16 protein-coding genes are annotated in these 19,138 nt (G+C 64.9%); 3 read left to right on the forward strand and 13 right to left on the reverse strand.

The features are described 5' to 3' along the window. The 6 genes from CK224_RS28120 to CK224_RS28150 form a co-directional block, all read right to left on the reverse strand. Positions 1–1,439: VCBS domain-containing protein (locus CK224_RS28120; protein WP_210199682.1), on the reverse strand; the 1,439-nt coding region annotated here is incomplete at its 3' end. Between the two features lie 462 nt (positions 1,440–1,901). Then, entirely contained in the window at positions 1,902–2,753 is an 852-nt protein-coding gene (locus CK224_RS28130; RefSeq protein WP_067325128.1) for a patatin-like phospholipase family protein, read from the reverse strand. Continuing rightward, positions 2,750–4,075 carry a pitrilysin family protein gene (locus CK224_RS28135; RefSeq protein ID WP_245426296.1) on the reverse strand — a complete coding sequence of 442 codons (1,326 nt, stop codon included), beginning with the start codon at positions 4,073–4,075 and terminating at the stop codon, positions 2,750–2,752. The genes CK224_RS28130 and CK224_RS28135 overlap by 4 nt, the downstream gene beginning before the upstream one ends. 209 nt (positions 4,076–4,284) lie before the next feature. Then, on the reverse strand, positions 4,285–5,646 hold the full coding sequence (locus tag CK224_RS28140; RefSeq protein ID WP_095784050.1) for a pitrilysin family protein: 1,362 nt from the start codon (positions 5,644–5,646) through the stop codon (positions 4,285–4,287). 125 nt (positions 5,647–5,771) lie between these two features. Further along, positions 5,772–6,326, reverse strand: a complete 555-nt coding sequence (gene rsmD, locus CK224_RS28145) for a 16S rRNA (guanine(966)-N(2))-methyltransferase RsmD (protein WP_095784051.1) — start codon at positions 6,324–6,326, stop codon at positions 5,772–5,774. Continuing rightward, a complete protein-coding gene (locus CK224_RS28150) occupies positions 6,307–8,385 on the reverse strand; it encodes a pseudouridine synthase (protein WP_095784125.1) in 2,079 nt (692 codons plus the stop codon). Before CK224_RS28150 ends, rsmD begins: the two co-directional genes overlap by 20 nt. A gap of 181 nt (positions 8,386–8,566) precedes the next feature. Here CK224_RS28150 and CK224_RS28155 point away from each other — a divergent pair, with 181 nt between their 5' ends. Continuing rightward, the gene (locus CK224_RS28155) at positions 8,567–9,028 is read left to right on the forward strand and encodes a nucleoside deaminase (protein ID WP_066996659.1); all 462 of its coding nucleotides are present in this window, start codon (positions 8,567–8,569) and stop codon (positions 9,026–9,028) included. A gap of 99 nt (positions 9,029–9,127) precedes the next feature. On the opposite strand, the gene CK224_RS28160 is transcribed toward CK224_RS28155, so the two are convergent. Further along, positions 9,128–9,805 (reverse strand): hypothetical protein, encoded by a 678-nt coding sequence (locus CK224_RS28160; protein ID WP_095784052.1) that lies wholly within the window; start codon positions 9,803–9,805, stop codon positions 9,128–9,130. 247 nt (positions 9,806–10,052) lie between these two features. Further along, on the reverse strand, positions 10,053–13,037 hold the full coding sequence (gene ileS / locus CK224_RS28165) for an isoleucine--tRNA ligase (protein ID WP_176478041.1): 2,985 nt from the start codon (positions 13,035–13,037) through the stop codon (positions 10,053–10,055). A gap of 53 nt (positions 13,038–13,090) precedes the next feature. Here ileS and CK224_RS28170 point away from each other — a divergent pair, with 53 nt between their 5' ends. Further along, positions 13,091–13,288 carry a hypothetical protein gene (locus CK224_RS28170; protein WP_067325119.1) on the forward strand — a complete coding sequence of 66 codons (198 nt, stop codon included), beginning with the start codon at positions 13,091–13,093 and terminating at the stop codon, positions 13,286–13,288. A gap of 1 nt (position 13,289) precedes the next feature. Here the strand turns inward: CK224_RS28170 and CK224_RS28175 are convergent, their stop codons facing one another. The 3 genes from CK224_RS28175 to CK224_RS28185 all read right to left on the reverse strand — a co-directional run bounded on the left by CK224_RS28175 (position 13,290) and on the right by CK224_RS28185 (position 16,009). After that, entirely contained in the window at positions 13,290–14,087 is a 798-nt protein-coding gene (locus CK224_RS28175) for a MipA/OmpV family protein (protein WP_095784053.1), read from the reverse strand. 135 nt (positions 14,088–14,222) lie between these two features. Then, positions 14,223–14,435 carry a hypothetical protein gene (locus CK224_RS28180; protein WP_066996644.1) on the reverse strand — a complete coding sequence of 71 codons (213 nt, stop codon included), beginning with the start codon at positions 14,433–14,435 and terminating at the stop codon, positions 14,223–14,225. Positions 14,436–14,458: 23 nt separating this feature from the next. Continuing rightward, positions 14,459–16,009 (reverse strand): acid phosphatase, encoded by a 1,551-nt coding sequence (locus tag CK224_RS28185; RefSeq protein ID WP_245426280.1) that lies wholly within the window; start codon positions 16,007–16,009, stop codon positions 14,459–14,461. 143 nt (positions 16,010–16,152) lie between these two features. Between CK224_RS28185 and CK224_RS28190 the strand changes: the two genes are divergently transcribed. Further along, on the forward strand, positions 16,153–16,707 hold the full coding sequence (locus CK224_RS28190; RefSeq protein ID WP_095784055.1) for an HdeD family acid-resistance protein: 555 nt from the start codon (positions 16,153–16,155) through the stop codon (positions 16,705–16,707). A 192-nt stretch (positions 16,708–16,899) separates the two neighbouring features. On the opposite strand, the gene CK224_RS28195 is transcribed toward CK224_RS28190, so the two are convergent. Both CK224_RS28195 and CK224_RS28200 read right to left on the reverse strand, forming a co-directional pair. After that, entirely contained in the window at positions 16,900–17,883 is a 984-nt protein-coding gene (locus tag CK224_RS28195) for a bifunctional riboflavin kinase/FAD synthetase (RefSeq protein ID WP_095784056.1), read from the reverse strand. 47 nt (positions 17,884–17,930) lie between these two features. Then, positions 17,931–18,791 (reverse strand): TIGR01459 family HAD-type hydrolase, encoded by an 861-nt coding sequence (locus CK224_RS28200; RefSeq protein WP_095784057.1) that lies wholly within the window; start codon positions 18,789–18,791, stop codon positions 17,931–17,933. Positions 18,792–19,138 lie beyond the last annotated feature (347 nt).

Genomic DNA, 19,138 nt, shown 5'->3' on the forward strand with positions numbered 1-19,138 from the left:
TTGGTCTGCGCCACCACATGCGCTTCACCCGTGTCGGGGTCGGTGATCGTCAGCTGGCCGCTGGCGTTCAGCGCCGCTGCCGTGTTGCCCTCGGTCACGGACTTCGAGTCCGAGCTCACCGTCGCCGCGTCGTTGGTGCCGGTGATGGTGACGGTTACGACCTGCGTTGCCGCCGAGCCATGGCCGTCGTTGACCGTTACGGTGTAGTGCTCGACCACGCTCTGGCCGTCAGCCAGGTACTGGGCGGCGGCGTTGTTGAGGGCGTAGTGCCATTGCACCGAGCCGTTGGCGGCGTTCGCGGCTTCACTGACAGGGTCAAGCGAGAAGGTGCCGAGCGCAGTCTCACCGGCGGTCGGCGTGAACGACGCAGTGTGGCCATCGCTGAGGTCGACGTCGTTGAAGGTGATCGTGCCGGCAGCGTTGAGCGAGTCAGTCGCCGAAGGTGTCGTGTTGGCATCCTCAACGACCGCACCGTTCTGTGCGCCGCTGGTGATCGAGACAATGTCATTCGTTCCAGTGATGGTGATGGTCAGCTGCGCCGTATCCGTCAACCCATCCGGGTCACGGACGGTGTATGTAAACACCTCGGTGACTGTGACGCCCTCCGCCAGCGCGTTCGTGTCCACATCACCGTTGTTGAGCGTGTAGGTGTAGGTTCCGTTCGCATTCAGAACAAGTGAGCCATAGGTGCCCACCAACGGAGATCCGACGGTCCCGCCATTTCCAGATCCTGATTCCGGACCTGTCCGGACCGCCGAGACAACCAAGGACGCCTGGCCATCGTCCGCATCCGTATCGTTAGACAGCACGTTGCCCGCGGCTGTGGGATCGCCCGCTACAGGTGTATTTCCCGGGCCAACACCGGCCTCGCGCACCGGATCCGCGGCGTTGGTGTCGTTAACTCCGACAGGCGAGCTTGGGTCACGGGCGACGAAAACTTGCTCGATCGCGGAGGCTTTCAAATTGATGCTGGTGAAGGTGAATTCTGCCTGCCCCGCCTGGCCGGTATTGGTGTTCGAATTTGCGCTGATAAAAGCGCGAAACTGAGCGATCTCGTTGTTAAGCGTCGCCATAAACGCGGTGTTGTTGAGCTGGTCATTGCTCAGGTAGATGAAAAGCGTATCGATTTCGGCTGTGCCTTTGGCAGCGCTTCCGTTGCCGCCGTCATAGACATCGTAGCCGGAAAAGGTCGTTTGCCCGGTCGTTGTGCCCGTGCCGTAAACCTGGCCGCCAATCTTGTACTGATTTTCCCACGCTCGATAGATGAGCTTATCCGCTCCGGAACCGCCGAGGACCGTATCGAAGCCCGAGCCTCCGTCGAGCGTATCCGCGCCCGACCCGCCATTCAGACGGTCGCTTCCGGCGCCCCCGGACAGAATGTCATCTCCGCTGCCGCCAACCAGATTGTCGTTGCTGCTCGTGCCAACGGTTGTGGCCATCTTTCATCCCCCTGGCAGACGCGCTCCGCGCCTGCTCGTTGGCCGTCCGAGACGGCTGACTACCCCATGCCGACGAATCGGCGCCCAGTCTGACGGGGAGAGGAAAGGATCAGAGTGCCATGCAACCAGGCGCAACCCGACGGTCCGGCCCGTGAACGGCCAGCCCAAAAGGCGATTCACAGACAGGTGGTGGCTCGATGGTGATGGCTACGACGGCGATGATCGCCGCGTTGCTTTTCCCCTACCCCAGTAGCGCCGTACTCGTTGTTGCCGGTCGGGAGGTAATTCGCGCTACCCTATATATTAGGATATTATTAACTCTACCGCAGCGCGCGTCAATGTCGAATTCGAAGAAGAGTTAATGACAAAATGCGTACTTGTACGCACAGGGTGGATAAAACTGCATCGCACGGGCAAATAGAAATTCGTCTTCCACGTAGCGGATCAGGCCTGTCCCACCGCTCACACCGCCTTGCCCAGCTTGCCGCCGCGCTCGGCGACCGCCTTCTCGACGGCGCGCTTCAGCTCGTCCTTGATCTCGACGGTGTCGGCCATCAGCGTCTCGATCTTCAGGAAATCGAGGACGCGGTATTTCGAGACGGCCGGGCGGATAAGAATATCCGGCGGGTGCTGCCGCAGCTTGTTGGCGATGATCGACTGCATCATCAGCTGCGTGGCGCCATACATGAGGTCGACCGTGGTCGGATGCTTGCGTTCGACGTCGCTCGGCGCCCCGACCACGTCGATGGCGATGATGATGTCGGCATCCTTCTCGACCAAGTCGAAGGGCACCGGGTTGTAGATGCCACCATCGATCAGCAATCGGTCGTCGCGCATCACCGGGCGGAACACCGCCGGAATGGCGGCCGAGGCCGCCAGCGCCGATTGCAAATCGCCCTGCGAGAACACCGCGAGCTTGTGGCCGAAATAGTCGGTCGCCGTCACCTTGAGCGGAATCTTCAGCTCTTCGAAGGTCGCCGGAATGGCGTCAGGCAGGAAGGCCTTCAGGATGCGCTCGATATTGAACTGGCCGACGCGGATGCCGCCCTGCATGGCCTCGGCGATCGTGCCCGGCCGCGAGCGCCACATGCGCGCGGCCACCTCGGCGCGGCTGCCGAGGATCAAGCGGCTGTACTCGTGGATCTCCGCCCCTCGCATGCCGGCGGCCATGCCGGCGCCCATGATGGCGCCGATCGAGGAGCCGGCGATCGCCACCGGTTTGATCCCTAGCTCGTCCAGCGCCTCGATGGCGTGAATATGCGCCAGCCCGCGCGCGCCGCCGCCGCCGAAGGCAACCGCGAAGGTCGGGCTCATCCCTTGCGGGCTCCCGCCACCTGCACCAGCGGCGGTCCGATCACCATTATCGCCGGGTCGGCCGACAGAAGCTTCCTTGCCGCGGCCTTGACGTCTGCAAGCGTCACCGCATTGATCAGCGCGGCGCGGCGCTTGATGTAGTCAATGCCGAGATTGTCGAGCTGCAGCTCGACCAGCGTCGCGGCAATGGAACTGGAGGAGTCCAAATTATTGATGGCGTAGGCGCCGATCATGTATTTCTTGGTCGCCGCGAGCTCCTCCTCGGTCGGGCCGTTCTCGGCCATCTCCTTCACCACCTGACGCACGATGGCGAGCGTCTCGGCGGCGCGATCGGAACGCGTCGCCGTCGTCACCAGCAGCGCATTGGAATGCGCGTGATCGACGAGATCGGAGCTGACGCTATAGGCAAGGCCGCGCTTCTCGCGCACCTCCTCGTAAAGCCGCGACGTGAAAGTCGAGCCGCCGAGGATCTCGTTCATCAGCACGGCCGCGTAAAAATCGGGATCGCTCCGTTTGACGCCGGGCCAGGCGAGCTGCAGCGAGGTCTGGGGCAGGTCGTAGTTCACTTCCAGCTGCTGGCCGAGCTTCAGCGACACGTCCGCCACCTGGGCCAGCGTCTGCGTCTGCGGCAGGTCGCCGAACACCTCGTCCAGCTTGCCGGAGAGCGTGGCGGCGTCGATGTCGCCCACCACCGCCACATGCAGGCCGGCGCGCGCGAAACTCGCTTTGCGAAAGGCCTTGATGTCGGCGGCCGTTATAGTGGCCAGGCTCTCCTTCGTCCCCTCATCCGGCCGCGCATAGGGATGCTTGCCATAGATCGCGCGCAGCCAGCGCTGCTGGGCGATCGTGTTGGGGTCGCGCTCGTTGGCGAGAATGCCCGAGAGCATCTGTGCGCGGATGCGGTCGATCGGCGCCTGGTCGAAGCGCGGGCTGTTCACCGCCAGCTTCAGCAGGCCGAACGCCTCGTCCTTCTGGTCGGACAGCATGCGCATCGAGCCATAAAGGCCGTCGCGTGCCGCCTGAAAACTCATCTCGGCCCCGGCATCGTCCAGCTTCGACTGGAAGGCCTCGCTGTCGAGGTCGCCGGCGCCCTCGTCGAAAAGGCCGCTCATCAGATTGACCAGACCTTCCTTGCCGGCGGGGTCCTGCGCGGTGCCGCCGTCGAAGACGAAGCGGATGGCAACCAGCGGGATCGAATGGTCTTCGACCAGCCAGGCGGTGATGCCTTTCTTCGACTTCACCTCCTGGATGTTCATCTCCGCGTGGGCGGCCAGCGCCGGCAAGAGCAGGAAGAATAGGGCAAAGCAGAGGGTTGCGACGATACGGTAGACCCCCCCTTCTCCCCTTGTGGGAGAAGGTGGATCGGCGCACAGCGCCGAGACGGAGGAGCATATCGCCCAGCTGGGGCGCCCCTCATCCGGCCGCTTCGCGTCCACCGCCCGGGGGCGAGCCACGGGTCTCGCCCCGTCCTTCGGACCCCACAAGGGGAGAAGGGAAGAAGCGCCCATTCGTCCGCGTTCCATGCTCATCATCAATTCCCCGCCTGTTGTTGCGGCAGGAGATAGCCGGTCGTCGAGCGGTCGAGCACCAGGTAGCGGGCGGCCGCGGCCTTGACCTCTGCGGCAGTGACCTTCCGGATGCGGTCGGGCCATTCCTCGACATCCTTCACGTTGCCGCCGGTGGCGAGCGTCGAGCCGTACATATTGGCCATGTCGTCCTGCTTGTCGCGAGCAAAGACCATCGAACGGACATAGCGGGTCTTGGCCCGCTCCAGCTCGTCACCGGTCACGCCGTCCTTGGCAATGCGCGCGACCTCGGCATCGACCGCCGCTTCGACTTCGGAAAGCTTGGCGTCGCCGCGCGGCGAGCCATAGACGGTGAAGTTGGTGGCGTCGAGCATGGTGCCCTGAAAGAAGGCGCCGGCCCCGGAGGCGATGCCCTGCTTCACCACCAGCTGCTGGTAGAGGCGGCTGCGGTTGTCGCCGCCCAGGATTTCGGCCAGGAGATCGAGCGCCTCCGCCTCGCCGGGCTTGGCGGTGTGATAGGACGGGACCACCCATTGCGTGGAAAAGCTCGGCACCGAGACGCGCGCATCGGTCAGCGTCACGGTGCGCTTGGTGTTCTGCTCCGGCTCGACCGGGCGGATGCGCGGCCGCAGGTCCGGCCCGCGCGCCACCTTTCCGTAAGTCCTTTCGGCCATTGCCTTCACCGCGTCCGGATCGACGTCGCCGGCGACGATCACCACGGCGTTGTTCGGCCGGTAGTAGGTGTCGTAGAACGCCTTGGCATCCTCGCGGTTCAATTGCTCCATCTCCTGCATCCAGCCGATCACCGGAATGCGGTAGGGCTGGTTCTGCCAGAGCGTCGCGTCGACCTCCTCGTCCAGCACTGCCTGCGGATCGTTGTCGATGCGCGAGCGGCGCTCTTCCAGGATAACGTCGCGCTCGGTCTTGATGACATCGTCGGTGAGGACGAGGTTGCGCATGCGGTCGGCCTCGAACCCCATCATCTCCTCGAGCGCCGAAGGCGGCACCGTCTCATGGAAGACGGTGTAGTCGTAGGAGGTGAAGGCGTTGTTCGAGCCGCCGATGTCGGCCACGGCGCGGTCGAACTCGCCGGCTGCGTTGTTGCTCGTAGCCTTGAACATCAGATGCTCAAAGAAATGCGCGATGCCGGATTTGCCGGGCGGCTCGTCGGCGCTGCCGATCTTGTACCATACCATATGAGTGACGATCGGGGCGCGATGGTCCGGAATGACGACGACTTCCAGGCCGTTCTCGAGCAGGAAATCCTTGACCGCGGCTTCGTCGGCGGCGCGTGCCGGAGCCTGCGCCGCGAACGCCAGCGCGCCGGCAAGGAATGCTGCGCGCAGGCCTCTGGTGTTCAATGTCATCAAATGCTCCGGTTTCGGTCGCGCGACGATAGAAAAGGTTCCATGGCGAGGCAAAGTGATTTGTTCGTCATTTTCGAGGCGCGTGCGTCATTTCCTTTTCCCTTGCGGGAGAAGGGACGTGCCCCTCACCCCACCTCGACAAACCGGATCACCGTGTCGCCATAGCCGCGCTCGTCCACCACGGAAAAACCGGCGCCCGGTTCGAACGGCGCGGACGCCGCCTCCTCGACCACGCAGAGCGCGCCGGGCAGCAGCCAGCCGCCGGCCTTTGCCGAGCGCAGCGCGCGCTCGCCGAGGCCCTTGCCATAGGGCGGGTCGGCAAAGACCAGGCCGAAAGGCGACAGCGTGCCGGCTTCGCCCAAATGGCTCGCGTCGCGGCGGAAGATTTTGGTCCGGCCGGTGAGCCCGAAGGCCTCGACATTGTCGCGGATCAGCCCGCGCCCTTCCGCCGATTCCTCGATGAAGACGCAGTAGGAGGCGCCGCGCGACAGCGCCTCCAGCCCGAGCGCGCCGGTGCCGGCGAAGAGATCGAGCACACGGCCGCCTTCGAGCTTTTCGGCATAGCGATGCGCCAGCACGTTGAACACCGCCTCGCGGGTGCGATCGGTGGTCGGACGGATGGCATTGGAACGGGGCGTCGCCAGCGGACGCCCGCGAAACTCACCGCCGACGATCCGCATTGCCACCCCTCGGCCCCTTCGGACCGCGCGGCCGTTCGCCGCCGCTTCCCTCCGGCCGATCGTCTCTTGGCTTGCCGAACGGCTTGCCCTTGCCGCCCGGCCTGAACGACGCCTTCCGCGCCTTCGCTTCCGCGGCCTTCGCGGCGTCGGCCTCCGCCCTGCCTTTGCCGATGGGACGCGCGCCCGGCGCCATCCAGACATTGGCCTTGCGCTGGCCGGGCGGTTCGATCGGCCGCGGTTCGCCTTTCTTGCCGCCGGCCTTGCCGCCGAAGCCCCGCTCGGACTTGCCGAAGCCGCGCTCGGATTTGTCGAAGCCAGACTTGTCGAAGCGAGACTGGGGACCGCGTTCGCCGAAGGCTCGCTCGGGCTTCGTCGAAAGCTTGCTCAGCGCCTCGTCGCGGCTGCCCTCACGGCGCTTGCGGGCCTTGATCAGCCCGCCCTCGCCGATCGGCCGGCGGTCGCCCTCGCGCGTGAATTTCGGCCGCTCGTCCTCATCGCGGCGCGGCTCGCTGCGTCGCACCGGCTTGTTGGAGAACGGTTTTTGGATCTCGGCGTCGAAATTGGCGCCGGACTCTTCAACCAGCCGCTCGCCGAGCTGCTCGCGCAGCGTGCGGCCCTTGATTTCCAGCACGTGGCCCTCGGGCAGCTCGTTGAGCTGGAACGGCCCGTAGGAGATGCGGATCAGCCGCGTCACCTCCAGCCCCAACGCGCCGAGGATGTTCTTGACCTCGCGGTTCTTGCCTTCGCGCAGGCCGATCGTCAGCCAGGCATTGCTGCCCTGCTCGCGGTCGAGCGAGGCCTCGACCGAGCCGTAGAAGACGCCGTCGACGGCAATGCCGTCGCGCAAGGCGGTGAGCTTGCTCTCCTCGACCTTGCCGTGGACGCGCACGCGATAGCGCCGTAGCCAGCCGGTGGCCGGCAGTTCGAGCACCCGCGACAGCCCGCCGTCATTGGTCAGCAGCAGCAGCCCTTCGGTGTTGATGTCGAGGCGGCCGACGGTCATCAGCCGCGGCAGATCGGCCGGCAGCACGTCGAAGACGGTCTTGCGGCCTTCCGGATCGCGGTTGGTGGTGACCACGCCTGCCGGCTTGTGGAACAGGAACAGCCTTGTGCGCTCGATCGGCGGGATCTCCGTGCCGTCGAGATGGATGACGTCGTCGGGCATGACGTTGAAGGCCGGCGACGACAGCACCTTGCCGTTGACCTTGACGCGGCCGGCGGCGATCAGTTCCTCGGCGTCGCGGCGCGAGGCGATGCCGGCGCGCGCCAGCCGCTTGGCGATGCGCTCGCCGGCCTCCGGCGCTGCTTCCGAGGGCCGCGGGCGCGGCTTGAAGCCGCCTTCCGGCTTTCTCGCGGCGCTGTCGCGCGGCGCTCGATCGGCGAAATCCCGCTTCGGGCGCTGCGCGAAGTCGCCTCCGTCTTCGCGCTGCGGCCGGTCGGCCAAGTCGCGCTTGGGCCGATCGCCGAAATCCCGCTTGGGCCGATCGCCGAACTCGCGCTTGGGGCGATCGAAGCGCCGTTCGGCGCGTTCGCCTTCGGCGGCCATCGGCCGGTCGCCGCGCGGCGTGTAGGGCTTGCGGCCTTCGCGCTTGTCGAAGGGTTTGCCGTCGCGCGGCGGACCTTTGCGGAACGGTCGTTCGCCACGCTCTCCACCTTCGCCCCCGTCACGAGGCTTGTAGCTGCGTTTGAAATCGCGGCGCTCGCCTTCCGCGGCCGCTGGCCGATCGCCACGTGGCGTATAGGGCTTGCGGGCGCCATCGCGCTTTTCGAACGGCTTTCCCTCGGGGCGCGGTCCTTTGCGGAACGGTCGTTCTCCGCGTTCCGCGCCCTCGACGGCGCGCGGCTTGTAGCTGCGCTTGAAATCGCGCGCGGGGCGCTCGCCATCGGCGGCCATCGGCCTGTCGTCACGCTGCGTGTAAGGCTTGCGCGCGCCATCGCGCTTCTCGAAGGGCTTGCCCTGCGAACGCGCTCCCTGGCGGAACGGCTTGTCGCCGCGCGGCGTCGGTTTCGATCCGCCTTTGCCCGGCCCTTTGCGTGATGATTTCTTGTCGTCGTCCATATGGATCTTGCTCTTCTTGGACTGCCGCGGCGCACGCGCCAGGTCGGACGCGTTATGCAAGCAGTGTCATCTTGATTTGCGCATGCAGCAGCGCGGCAAAAACCGATTCCGGTTTTCAGGGTCACGCGCTAGATAACAGGATCACCGTCGGGTGGCGAGGAGTAATCGGAATGCAAAGCGCGTGAAGCGGCCGGATTTCATGGCTTTGGCGCTCAAGGAAGCCGAAGCGGCCGCAAGCCGGGGCGAAGTGCCGGTCGGCGCGGTGATCGCCAACGGCAACATTGTCGTGGCCAAGGCCGGCAACCGCACGCGCGAGCTGGCCGATCCGACTGCGCATGCCGAGATGCTGGCGATCCGCGAAGCCTGCCGGCAACTCGCCAGCGAGCGGCTTACCGGTCACGATCTCTATGTGACGCTCGAGCCCTGCGCCATGTGCGCCGGCGCCATTTCGTTCGCGAGACTCCGCCGGCTCTATTTCGGCGCGGCCGACGAGAAGGGCGGCGCGGTGGTCAACGGCGTGCGCTTCTTCGCCTCGCCCACCTGCCACCACGCGCCGGACGTCTATTCCGGCTTGGGCGAAAGCGAAGCGGCCCTCATCCTGAAGGAGTTCTTTCGCGAGAGGCGGAATGGCAGTGAATGGTGAATGGTTGACGCAAGCAGTGAGTAGCAAAGAAGCAGGTCGTGAGTAGTGAGCAACAGAGACCTATTCGCTATTCGCTATTCGCTATTCGCTATTCGCCACTTACAGCCCCAGCCAGTCGAACCAGCCGCCGCCCTTCTTGCCTTCCGCCTGCGCCTTGAGCCGGCGCTCCTTCTTGTACTCGTCCTCGCCGAGCTCGTTTTGCGGCGCGGTGTCGGCGGCCTGACGATAGGCAAGCGGCGGCTCGCTCAAATACTTGCGGACATTGGGATTGCCCTGCTTCTGCTCCGCTAGGCGGCGCTGGATCTCGGCGGTTCGGGTCGCGCTGGAATCGTCCGGCGACCAGCGCGGCGGATGGCTGGATGCAGAATCGGCCAAAGCCTTCTTCACCGCCACCGGGTCGGTCTGAACGTCCTCGACCGCTTCCGGCTGGTAGTTCGGGTCGTTCTGGTGGGCGGTCGCGTCGGCGCGAATGCGGGCGCGGCGCGCCTCGGGCGATTCGGGCCAGTCGGCGCTCGCCGTCTGGATGCTTTGCTGCGGTGGCGGCAGAGTTTCCTTCTGTCCCGGCGCGGGCTTCACCAGGTCCGGGCGCGGCTTATAGTCGATAGGATCGCGGCGCTTCGGCGTGATCGCGACGGCGCCCGAAACGTCGTCGGCGAGTTGCTCGGCGGCGGTCTTGTCGGTTCCGTAGGTCGGAGAGCCGACGCAGCCCGACATGGCTATGGCCGATGCCACAAGCGGCGCCAGCAGCGCGGCGCGCGCAAACGTTCTTTCGGTCATGCCAAAAAGTCCCACTTTAAAGCCTTTCGGTCGCCACCGGCCACAGGGGCGCGGTCCCCTTCTTCCCCGCGTTTGCGATGGAAATCCGGCGACAATTTGTCTGCCGGAGTGTCGCGTGTTTACCTCAACCGCTTGTCAAGGGCAACGCGCGGGCGAATTTGCGCCGCCCGGCGTGGCACTTTTGCACTTATTTGATGGGTGCAAATCGCTAGCCCAAAACCGCTGCACACTTTTGGGCGGCATGCACCTACAAACGCCCGAGCGCCCTCAGTTCACGCAGCACGGCAGCATCGCGGGCCGAGACATCGCGAAATTCCGGATCCTGCCCGACATCGGCCGTGTAGCGCCAGGAGCGCGCGCATTTGACCAGACCGCGATCCTCGGCCTTCTCGACGACGACCGCGACGCCCTTGACGTCATCCAGCGTGAAAGCGCCTTGCGGCGCCTTGCCATGCCTGATGACCAGATCGCTGGTGATCGCCATCTCGGCCATGTCGACATCGGCGATGGCTGCTTCCAGCGCCGCATCGTCGATGGTGACCACCGGCACGGCTTCCAGCGAGGAGCCGATCAGTTTATCGGCGCGCGCGATCTCGAGCGCGCCGGTGACGACGCGGCGCACCTGCCGGACCTTGCGCCATTTCTCGGCCAGCGCCTCGTTCTTCCAGTTATCCGGAATGGCCGGGAACTGGTCGAGATGCACCGAGGCGGCTTCGGGGTGACGGTCGAGCCAGGCCTCTTCCATCGTGAAAGGCAGCATCGGTGCCAGCCACTTCACCAGGCATTCGAAGAGATGGCGCACGACCTGCACTGCCGCCTTGCGGCGCAAGCTGGACGGCGCGTCGCAGTAGAGCGCGTCCTTGCGGATGTCGAAATAGAAGGCCGAAAGCTCCACCACCATGAAGTCGAGCAGCGCGCGGGTGATGCGCTTGAACTCGAAGGCGTCGTAGCCCTGGCGCACCGCCTCGTCGAGTTCGGACAGCCGGTGCAGCATCAGCCGCTCCAGCTCCGGCATCTTGTCCAGCGGCACGTCCTCGCCGTCGTCATGGGCGAGCGTGCCCAGCATCCAGCGAATGGTGTTCCTCAGCTTGCGGTAGGCATCAATATTGGTCTGCAGCACGTTCTTGCCGAGCCGCTGGTCTTCCCAATAGTCGGTTGTCACCACCCAGAGCCGCAGGATATCGGCGCCGGACTGTTTTATCACGTCCTGCGGCACGACCGTGTTGCCGAGCGACTTCGACATCTTGCGGCCTTCCTCGTCCATGGTGAAGCCATGGGTGATGACCGTCTCGTAAGGCGCCCTGCCCCTCGTCCCGCAGCTTTCGAGCAGCGAGGAGTGGAACCAGCCGCGATGCTGGTCGGAGCCTTCGAGATAGACGTCGGCCGGCCATTTGAGGTCGGGCCGATCCTCAAGCGTGAAGACATGCGTCGAGCCGGAATCGAACCAGACGTCGAGGATGTCCGTCACCTGATGCCATTTCGAGGCGTCGTGGTTGCCGAGGAAGCGCTCCTTGGCGTCCGGCGCGAACCAGGCGTCGGCGCCCTCCTGCTCGAAGGCGTCCATGATGCGCTGGTTGACCGCCTCGTCCTTCAGCACATTGCCGTCGGCATCGGCGAAGACGGCGATCGGCACGCCCCAGGCACGCTGGCGCGACAGAACCCAGTCGGGGCGCTCCTCGATCATGGCGCGGATGCGGTTCTGGCCGGCCGCCGGCACGAAGCGCGTGTCGTCGATCGCCTGCAGCGCGCGGCTGCGCAGCGTCGTGCCGTCGCCGAGGTCCTTGTCCATATAGACGAACCATTGCGGCGTGTTGCGGAAGATGACGGGCTTCTTCGAGCGCCAGGAATGCGGATAGCTGTGCTTCAGCCGGCCGCGCGCGAACAGCGCGGTGCGCTTGATCAGCTCCTCGATCACCGCCTGGTTCGCGTTGCCCTTCTTGCCGTTGTCGTCGATGACGCGCGCGGGGCCGTCCTCGCGGTCCGGGCCGAAGCCCGGCGCGTCCTTGGTGAAGAAGCCGGCATCGTCGACCGGGAACGGGATCGAGGTGTCAACGCCGCGCTTGATGAGTTCGGCCACCGCATCCGTCCAGGCATCGAAGTCCTCGCGGCCGTGGCTGGGCGCGGTGTGCACGAAGCCGGTGCCGGCATCGTCGGTGACATGCTCGCCGGCAATCATCGGCACGGGGAACTCGTAGCCGCCGCCCAGTCCTCTGAAAGGATGCGAAAGCGTAAGACTTGCAAGCTGTTCAGGGGAGACGTTGTGAAGCCGGTTCAAGGTGACCTTGGCTTTGGAAGCGGCGTCCTCCGCCAGCGCGTCGGCGAAGATCAGCTTCTCGCCGGGCTGCGGCCCGAAGCTGTTCTCGGCCGCGGTCACTTCGTAGAGGCCATAGGCGACGCGCGGCGAAAAGCTGACAGCGCGATTGCCGGGCAGCGTCCAGGGCGTCGTCGTCCAGATGACGACATGCGCCTCCAGCAGGTCGAGTGCCGTCCCATTCAGCGCCGGCGCGGCATCGGCGGCGTCGACCGGCCGGGCAAGGCTCGCCACCGGGAACTTCGCCCAGATCGTGTCGCTCTCATAGTCCTGGTATTCGACCTCGGCCTCGGCGAGCGCGGTGCGCTCGACCACGCTCCACATCACCGGCTTCGAGCCGCGATAGAGCTGGCCGGACATGGCGAATTTCAAAAGCTCGCCGGCGATCCGCGCCTCGGCGTGATAGGCCATGGTCGTATAGGGATTGTCGAAATCGCCGATGACGCCCAGCCGCTGGAACTCGTCGCCCTGCACCTTGATCCAATGGGCGGCGAAATCGCGGCATTCCCTGCGGAACTCGTTGACCGGCACCTCGTCCTTGTTCTTGCCCTTGGCCCGGTACTGTTCCTCGATCTTCCACTCGATCGGCAGGCCATGGCAGTCCCAGCCAGGCACGTAATTGGCGTCGTAGCCGCGCATCTGGAAGGAGCGGTTGATGACGTCCTTGAGGATCTTGTTCAGGGCGTGGCCGATATGGATGTTGCCATTGGCATAGGGCGGCCCGTCATGCAGCACGAATTTCTCTCGGCCGGCGGCTTCATCGCGCAGCTTGCGGTAAAGCTCCATGTCCTGCCAGCGCCTGACCAGGCCGGGCTCCTTCTCGGGCAGGCCGGCGCGCATCGGGAAATTGGTCTGCGGCAGGTAAAGCGTTTTGGAATAGTCGATGGTTTCAGCAGTATCGGTCACGGGGGTGTCGGTCATTGGTCTGCCATGTGCATTGCCCGTTGGCAAAATAGCTCGGGCGTTGAACTATCATGATCTGGAAAAAGCGCGAGGGGGCCGCGCGCAAAAGTCCCGGCGGCTCCGGCGGCGCTCAGGCCACCCGGAACACCGGGCCCGTAATTCGTATCGCGATCGCAAAAAGGCGCGAAAAGCTCGTCATGGCGTGGCTTTTAGCGGATGCCGCGGCAGGAATAAAGCGCGGATTTCAAGCCAAAGCGCCTGTATTTTGACTTACATCGAGAAATTGAAACGGTAGGTGGTCGACACGCCAACGGTCCACTGATCGCGGTCGCCGCGCTCCTTGACCAGACTGGAATCGGCCGCCGGCCCCATCAGGCGGGAATATTCGGTGAAGACGCTGGCCGTCATCGGCTCGGTCACTTTCCAGGTGATCGCGCCGCCGAGCCCGGTCGACTTCAGCCCGCCGCCCGGATGGTATTCGCTGAGGCCCGAGTCCGCAGCTTCCGTGGCGTTGACGCCGTAATAGGCGTCGAAATAGCCGGCCGAGGCGAAGGAGACACGGGGGCCGCCGGATATGCGGACGGTCGGGGTGACGTCGTAGAAGGCGTCGGCCGCGATGTCGGCGACGAAACCGTTGTGGGAGCGGATGCCGTGTCTGAGCTCCGCCCGGGCCCGCACCCAATCCAGCGGATAGAATTCGAAGAAGCCGCCGACCTCGCCGCCCCAGCGCACCGGATCAAGGCCTTGCAATTCGTCCTTGCTGGAACGCGAGAACAGGAACTTGCCGGTCAAGCCGGCGCGCACGCTGCCGTCGTCGATCAGCGCCAGCGAGATGTTGTCGTTGCGCGAGGTGAAACGCGCCTCCGGCCCTGCCTTGCCGAGCGAGATGATGGGCTGGGCGCTCAGCATATATTTCTTGCCGCCCTCGAAATTCGGGGCAACGAGACCGGTGGCGCCGAGCGTCAGGTACCAGTCGCCGGAAATCCAGCTCCCCTCGTCGGCCTGGGCACAGGTGACGGCCATCAGGCCAGAGGCGAGAACCAGCGGAATCGTCCCGACAATACGCATCGTCAACCCTTACGCGAAACAGGCCGGCAGGAACACCGGGCAGCGCAGAAGGCATGGCGTCAGTGCGGTAAATTTTGACTTAAGATCCGTAACAGAGACGGCGCGGACCGCCAGCATGGAGATCGGCCGCCCGGCTTAGCTGCCGCGCGGCGCGTGCGACATGTCCAGCAGCTTGGCCACGGCCTTCGAGCCCTTCCCCGCGACGCGTGCCGATCCGTCGTCACCCACCTCAACGGTGGCGCCGCTGGAGAAGCTAAGCGACCAACCATCACCTTTGGCGTTGCGGCGACGGTCGGTGAGCTCGATGCCGGCAGCCGTGACCAGCGCGACGATCCGGTCGGCGTCCATGTTGGTCCTCCGAAAACGCGCCCTCAATTCAGGTCGAGCCCGCCGGAAAGATCGCCGAGCGGCGGCTCGCCATGCGCGGCCACGGCCTTGTCGCGAACCACGATGCCGTGCAGGACCGGCAATTCGAAACGCTCGGTGATGAAGCGCAGGATCGACGTCGTGTCGTAAGGGGTATGATCGACATAGCCGCGCTTGGCGAAAGGCGAAATGATGATCGCGGGAATGCGCGTGCCCGGTCCCCAGCGGTCGCCCTTGGGCGGTGCGACGTGATCCCAGATGCCGCCGTTCTCATCATAGGTGACGACGACCAGCATGTGCGGCCATTGCGGGCTCTTTTCCAGATGAGCCACGACGTCGGCGATATGGCGGTCGCCGGCCTGGATGTCGGCATAGCCGGAGTGCTCGTTGAGATTGCCCTGCGGCTTATAGAAAGAGACCTGCGGCAGGGCGCCGTCGTCGATGGCCTGGATGAAGCTCGCGCCAGCCAACCCGGCGTCGCGCAGATGTTCGCGCCTGGCCTCGGTGCCCGGAGCGTAATTGGCGTAATAGTTGAACGGCTGATGATGATATTGGAAGTTCGGGATCGGTGTTTTGTTGCCGTGGTCGAGCGTGTACTGCCAGGCTCCGGAATACCACGCCCAGTTTATGTGCTTGAGGCTGAGCATGTCGCCGATGGTCGGTTCCGTCTGCGGCGGCAGCGTGGTGGGCTTGGTAGGATCCGCGAGCAGCCGATCGCCGCCGGGCGCCGGATCGTTGCCGCTCGGCTGGTATGGCGGCTGCATGGTGTTCACCGCGTAGAAATCCGGCGTCAGGTTGCCGTCGGAGACGAATTTCGGGATCCCGTCGCGCGCCGATTTCGGCGAATTGTCGGCGATCTTCAGCGCTGTGCCGCTAGCGTCCGTCACCGCGATCGACGGCTTGGCCGGGCTCTTGTCGGCATTCGCGTAGTACGGCGCGCAGGCGCAGATCAGCCACTGGTGATTGAAGAAGGAGCCGCCGAAGCCGCCCATGAAGAAATGGTCAGCGAGCACGTATTTTTGCGCAATGGCCCACATATCGGTCTTGGAGGCGTCCCAGTTGCTCATCGGCATGGCGCCTGAATCGGCCCAGGCGACGAACATGTCGTTCTTGCCACCGTTGATCTGCATCTGGTTCTGGTAAAAGCGATGCCACAGATCATGCGTCACGACGCTGAGCGGCACGTTGAACCCTTTTGGGTCGTTCACCGTGAACGGTTCGTTCGGAAGGTGCTCGGTCATTGCCTGCGTCACCGGCGGCGTGACGCCCTTGGCGGTCAGCCCGTCCCAGACCGGCGGCAGCTCTGACAGGACCGAGCCGTCACGGTCGCGCTGCTGCAAGCTTTCCTTGCTCGCCTTGTCGATGCCCTCGGCACCCGGAAAATGGCCATAGAGATTATCGAAGGCGCGGTTCTCGGCGAAGATGACGACCACCGTCTCTATCTTGGCGATGCCGTCCGGCGGATCGCGGGGCTGCGCCGCGAAGGCGGGAGGCGAAGCGACAGTGGACAGGGCGAGAGCCGAGGAAAACAGGGCGAGCCCATAGGATCGCTTCATCGCCGTACCTCCATTGCGCAAAGTCAAATGACACCAGCTTCGGTGCATCTTGGCAATAGCCACCGCGCTGGACGGGTGATCACATCGGGATTACCTTCCTTCAACCGCAGGATGCGCGGCGAACTCTGCAGGGAGACGAAGCCATGAGCTTGCAAGGCAATACCCTGGAAGACGCGATCGGACGCACGCGCGACAAATGGGGATGGTTCGTGGCGCTCGGCGTGCTGCTGCTGATTTTCGGCGGCATCGCCTTCGGCAATCTCTTCATCGCCACCGTCGCTTCGGTCTATGTCGTCGGCTGGCTGATGCTGATGGCGGGCGTCATCGAGATCATCCATGCTTTCGGCGTCAAGACCTGGGGGCGCTTCTTCTACTGGTTGCTCAGCGGCCTGCTCTATGCCGTCGCCGGCTTTTTCGCCTTCTACAACCCGCTTCTCGCCTCGGCAGTGCTGACGTTTCTGCTCGCCGTCGCGCTCATTGCTTCCGGGCTGCTGAGGGCCTGGGTCGCCTGGAACCACCGGCCGCAGCAAGGCTGGGGATGGCTGCTGGCAGCCGCGATCATCACCATCCTGCTTGGCCTGATCATCGCCATGGGCTGGCCGGTCAACAGCCTGTGGGTGCTCGGCATGTTCCTGGCCGTCGACCTGATCTTCCAAGGCTGGAGTTTCATTGCCACCGGGCTGGCGCTCAAGCGGTAGGGTACTCGACCTTCGCGATCGGCCGAAGCCTGCCCAACATCGTCATCCCAGGGCGAAGCAGGAGCGAAGCTCCGTCGCGAAGACCCTGGGATGACGACATGAGAGGGCGTTTCGCCAATCGCCAAGGTTTGCAATCTGCTAGCCGGACGCAGGCGCTTTGAGGCTTCTCTTCGCCACCGCGCCTGCCAGACCTCAGAAGCAGATGGCGGCGTCCAGCTCCGACAGCGGACGCACACCTGCAAGCAGCGCCCTCGCCCCGGCCTCGTCGCGCTTCATCTGCACGACCAGCGCATCGAGCCCATCGAATTTGAGCTCGGGGCGCAGATAGCTGAAGAACGACACCTGGCAGATCTCGCCGTAGAGATCGCCGGAGAAGTCGAAGACATAGGTTTCGAGCAGCGGCGCGCCATTATCGTCGACGGTCGGCCGGCGGCCGAAGCTGGCGACGCCGTCATGGAGCGTGCCATCGGCGCGGCGCAAGCGGACGGCGTAAATGCCTTCCTTCAGAGTGGCTTCCGGCGAAAGCTTCATATTGGCGGTTGGAAAGCCAAGCGTGCGGCCGAGCTGCTGGCCGGCGATCACCTCGCTCTCGATGGTGAAGCGATAGCCGAGCAGGCCGGCTGCTTCCCCGACCTTGCCTTCGCAAAGCAGGGCGCGGATGCGGCTCGACGAGACCACCTCGGCACCTTCGTCGCGGAAGGCGTCGACCAGCGTGACGCCGAAGCCGTGGCGCTCGCCTGCCGCCATCAGGAAGGCCGGGCCGCCCTGGCGGTCCTTGCCGAAGTGGAAGTCGAAACCGGTGACGGCATGGCTGACGCCCAGCCTGTTTTCCAGCACATCGGTCACAAATGCCTCGGCCGAGAGCGAGGCGAAGTCGCGCGTGAACGGCTGCTCGACGAGGGCGGCAAAGCCGAGCCTGGCCAGGAGCCGCGCCTTCATCGGCGGCGGCGTCAGCACGAAGAGCGGCACGTCCGGTCTGAACACCTTGCGCGGATGCGGCTCGAAGGTAAGCACCAGGGCCGGCACGCCGCGGCGGCCGGCTTCGGCCAGCGCCCGCTCCAGCACCGACAGATGGCCGCGGTGGACGCCGTCGAAATTGCCGATCGCCACGACGCCGCCGCGCAGATGCCCGGGCAACGGCGTGACCGCCGAAATGCGTTCGAAATCGTGCGTCATGTCGACCTGCGTGATGTCGGGGCGCCCGTCATGGTCCGGCTTCCCGCCTATTGCAGCCGCGCGATGACGGCGACCGGGCGATAACCGTGCGTCGTGAGGAATCCCGCCAGCCTTTCGGGATCCGGCCGCAGCGGGTCGCCATAGTCGCGCGCATGAATACCGCCCGAGACATAGAGCACGTCGAACCCGTTGTCGGCGGCACCCTTGACGTCGGTCATCATGCCATCGCCGATAGCGAGAACCTGTTTGCGCTCGACCGCGCGGCCGAGCAGCCCGGCGACCTCCTTCATGGCGAGGTTGTAGATCGGCGCGAAAGGCTTGCCGGCGATCAGCGTGCGGCCGCCAAGCTGCGCGTAGTCGCGCGCCAGCGCGCCGGCACACCAGATGGTGCGCTCGCCGCGCTCGACCAGAATGTCGGGGTTGGCGCAGATGAAGGGCAGGTTGCGGGCACGCAGCCGCTGCAGCAGTTCCGCGTATTCGGCGGGCTTGTCCACCTCGTCGTCGTAGAACCCGGTGCAGACGACGCCGGACGCTTCGAATTCCTCCACGAGTTCGACGTCCAAGCCGTCATAGAGGGTGAAGTCGCGCTCGGGCCCGATGTGGAAGATCTTTCTCGGACCCTCGGCGATCAAGTCGCGCGTGACGTCGCCCGAGGTGACGACACGGTCATAGGCATCTGCCGGAACGCCGATCGCATGCATCTGCGCAACGACGTCGGCGCTGCGCCGCGGCGAATTGGTGATCAGCACTACCGGCACTTTTGCCGCGCGCGCCCGGGCAAGCGCCTCCGCGGCGACGGGGAAGTGCCATTCGCCATTGTGCACCACGCCCCATACGTCGCACAGGATGGCCGCGTAGTTTTCCGTCAGATCGGTGAGCGAAGCGATGATGTTTGGCGAATCCGCCATGCCGTTATCCTGAGACTGGTCTAGGCAAAGCCGCGACAGCCATCCTTTTTGGTTCGGAGGCCGCCATGGCCGGTCCCGCATAACCGAAGCGCTCCATCCTGTCACCAGCTTTCGCCATCACCGCCGGGACGAGCCGCGAGCACGCCCGCTCGGAAGCGCAGGGTTAACGCGCCGTCAAAATGGCGGTGCGTGCTTGAACGTTTCGAGCAAGCTGAAATTTAAGGATATATGACCATGGTAGCACCGAACTAGGACCATGGTCGTATACCGGTATGGGTCTTTTGCGGGGGCTGAGCGCAATGATCGGCAGATTTATAGGCGACAAGCGGGGCAACTACGCCCCGCCG

It is taken from the genome of Mesorhizobium sp. WSM3862 (assembly GCF_002294985.1).
In the GTDB taxonomy this organism is placed as follows: domain Bacteria; phylum Pseudomonadota; class Alphaproteobacteria; order Rhizobiales; family Rhizobiaceae; genus Mesorhizobium.

Excerpts from the sequence above, each read along its gene's own strand:
- CK224_RS28190 (WP_095784055.1), top strand. The coding sequence starts at position 16,153 with ATGAGCTTGCAAGGCAATACCCTGGAAGACGCGATCGGACGCACGCGC.
- CK224_RS28160 (WP_095784052.1), bottom strand. The coding sequence starts at position 9,805 with ATGACCGAAAGAACGTTTGCGCGCGCCGCGCTGCTGGCGCCGCTTGTG.
- ileS (WP_176478041.1), bottom strand. The coding sequence starts at position 13,037 with ATGACCGACACCCCCGTGACCGATACTGCTGAAACCATCGACTATTCC.
- CK224_RS28130 (WP_067325128.1), bottom strand. The coding sequence starts at position 2,753 with ATGAGCCCGACCTTCGCGGTTGCCTTCGGCGGCGGCGGCGCGCGCGGG.
- rsmD (WP_095784051.1), bottom strand. The coding sequence starts at position 6,326 with ATGCGGATCGTCGGCGGTGAGTTTCGCGGGCGTCCGCTGGCGACGCCC.
- CK224_RS28175 (WP_095784053.1), bottom strand. The coding sequence starts at position 14,087 with ATGCGTATTGTCGGGACGATTCCGCTGGTTCTCGCCTCTGGCCTGATG.
- CK224_RS28180 (WP_066996644.1), bottom strand. The coding sequence starts at position 14,435 with ATGGACGCCGACCGGATCGTCGCGCTGGTCACGGCTGCCGGCATCGAG.
- CK224_RS28200 (WP_095784057.1), bottom strand. The coding sequence starts at position 18,791 with ATGGCGGATTCGCCAAACATCATCGCTTCGCTCACCGATCTGACGGAA.
- CK224_RS28170 (WP_067325119.1), top strand. The coding sequence starts at position 13,091 with ATGATCTGGAAAAAGCGCGAGGGGGCCGCGCGCAAAAGTCCCGGCGGC.
- CK224_RS28185 (WP_245426280.1), bottom strand. The coding sequence starts at position 16,009 with ATGAAGCGATCCTATGGGCTCGCCCTGTTTTCCTCGGCTCTCGCCCTG.
- CK224_RS28150 (WP_095784125.1), bottom strand. The coding sequence starts at position 8,385 with ATGGACGACGACAAGAAATCATCACGCAAAGGGCCGGGCAAAGGCGGA.
- CK224_RS28140 (WP_095784050.1), bottom strand. The coding sequence starts at position 5,646 with ATGACATTGAACACCAGAGGCCTGCGCGCAGCATTCCTTGCCGGCGCG.
- CK224_RS28195 (WP_095784056.1), bottom strand. The coding sequence starts at position 17,883 with ATGACGCACGATTTCGAACGCATTTCGGCGGTCACGCCGTTGCCCGGG.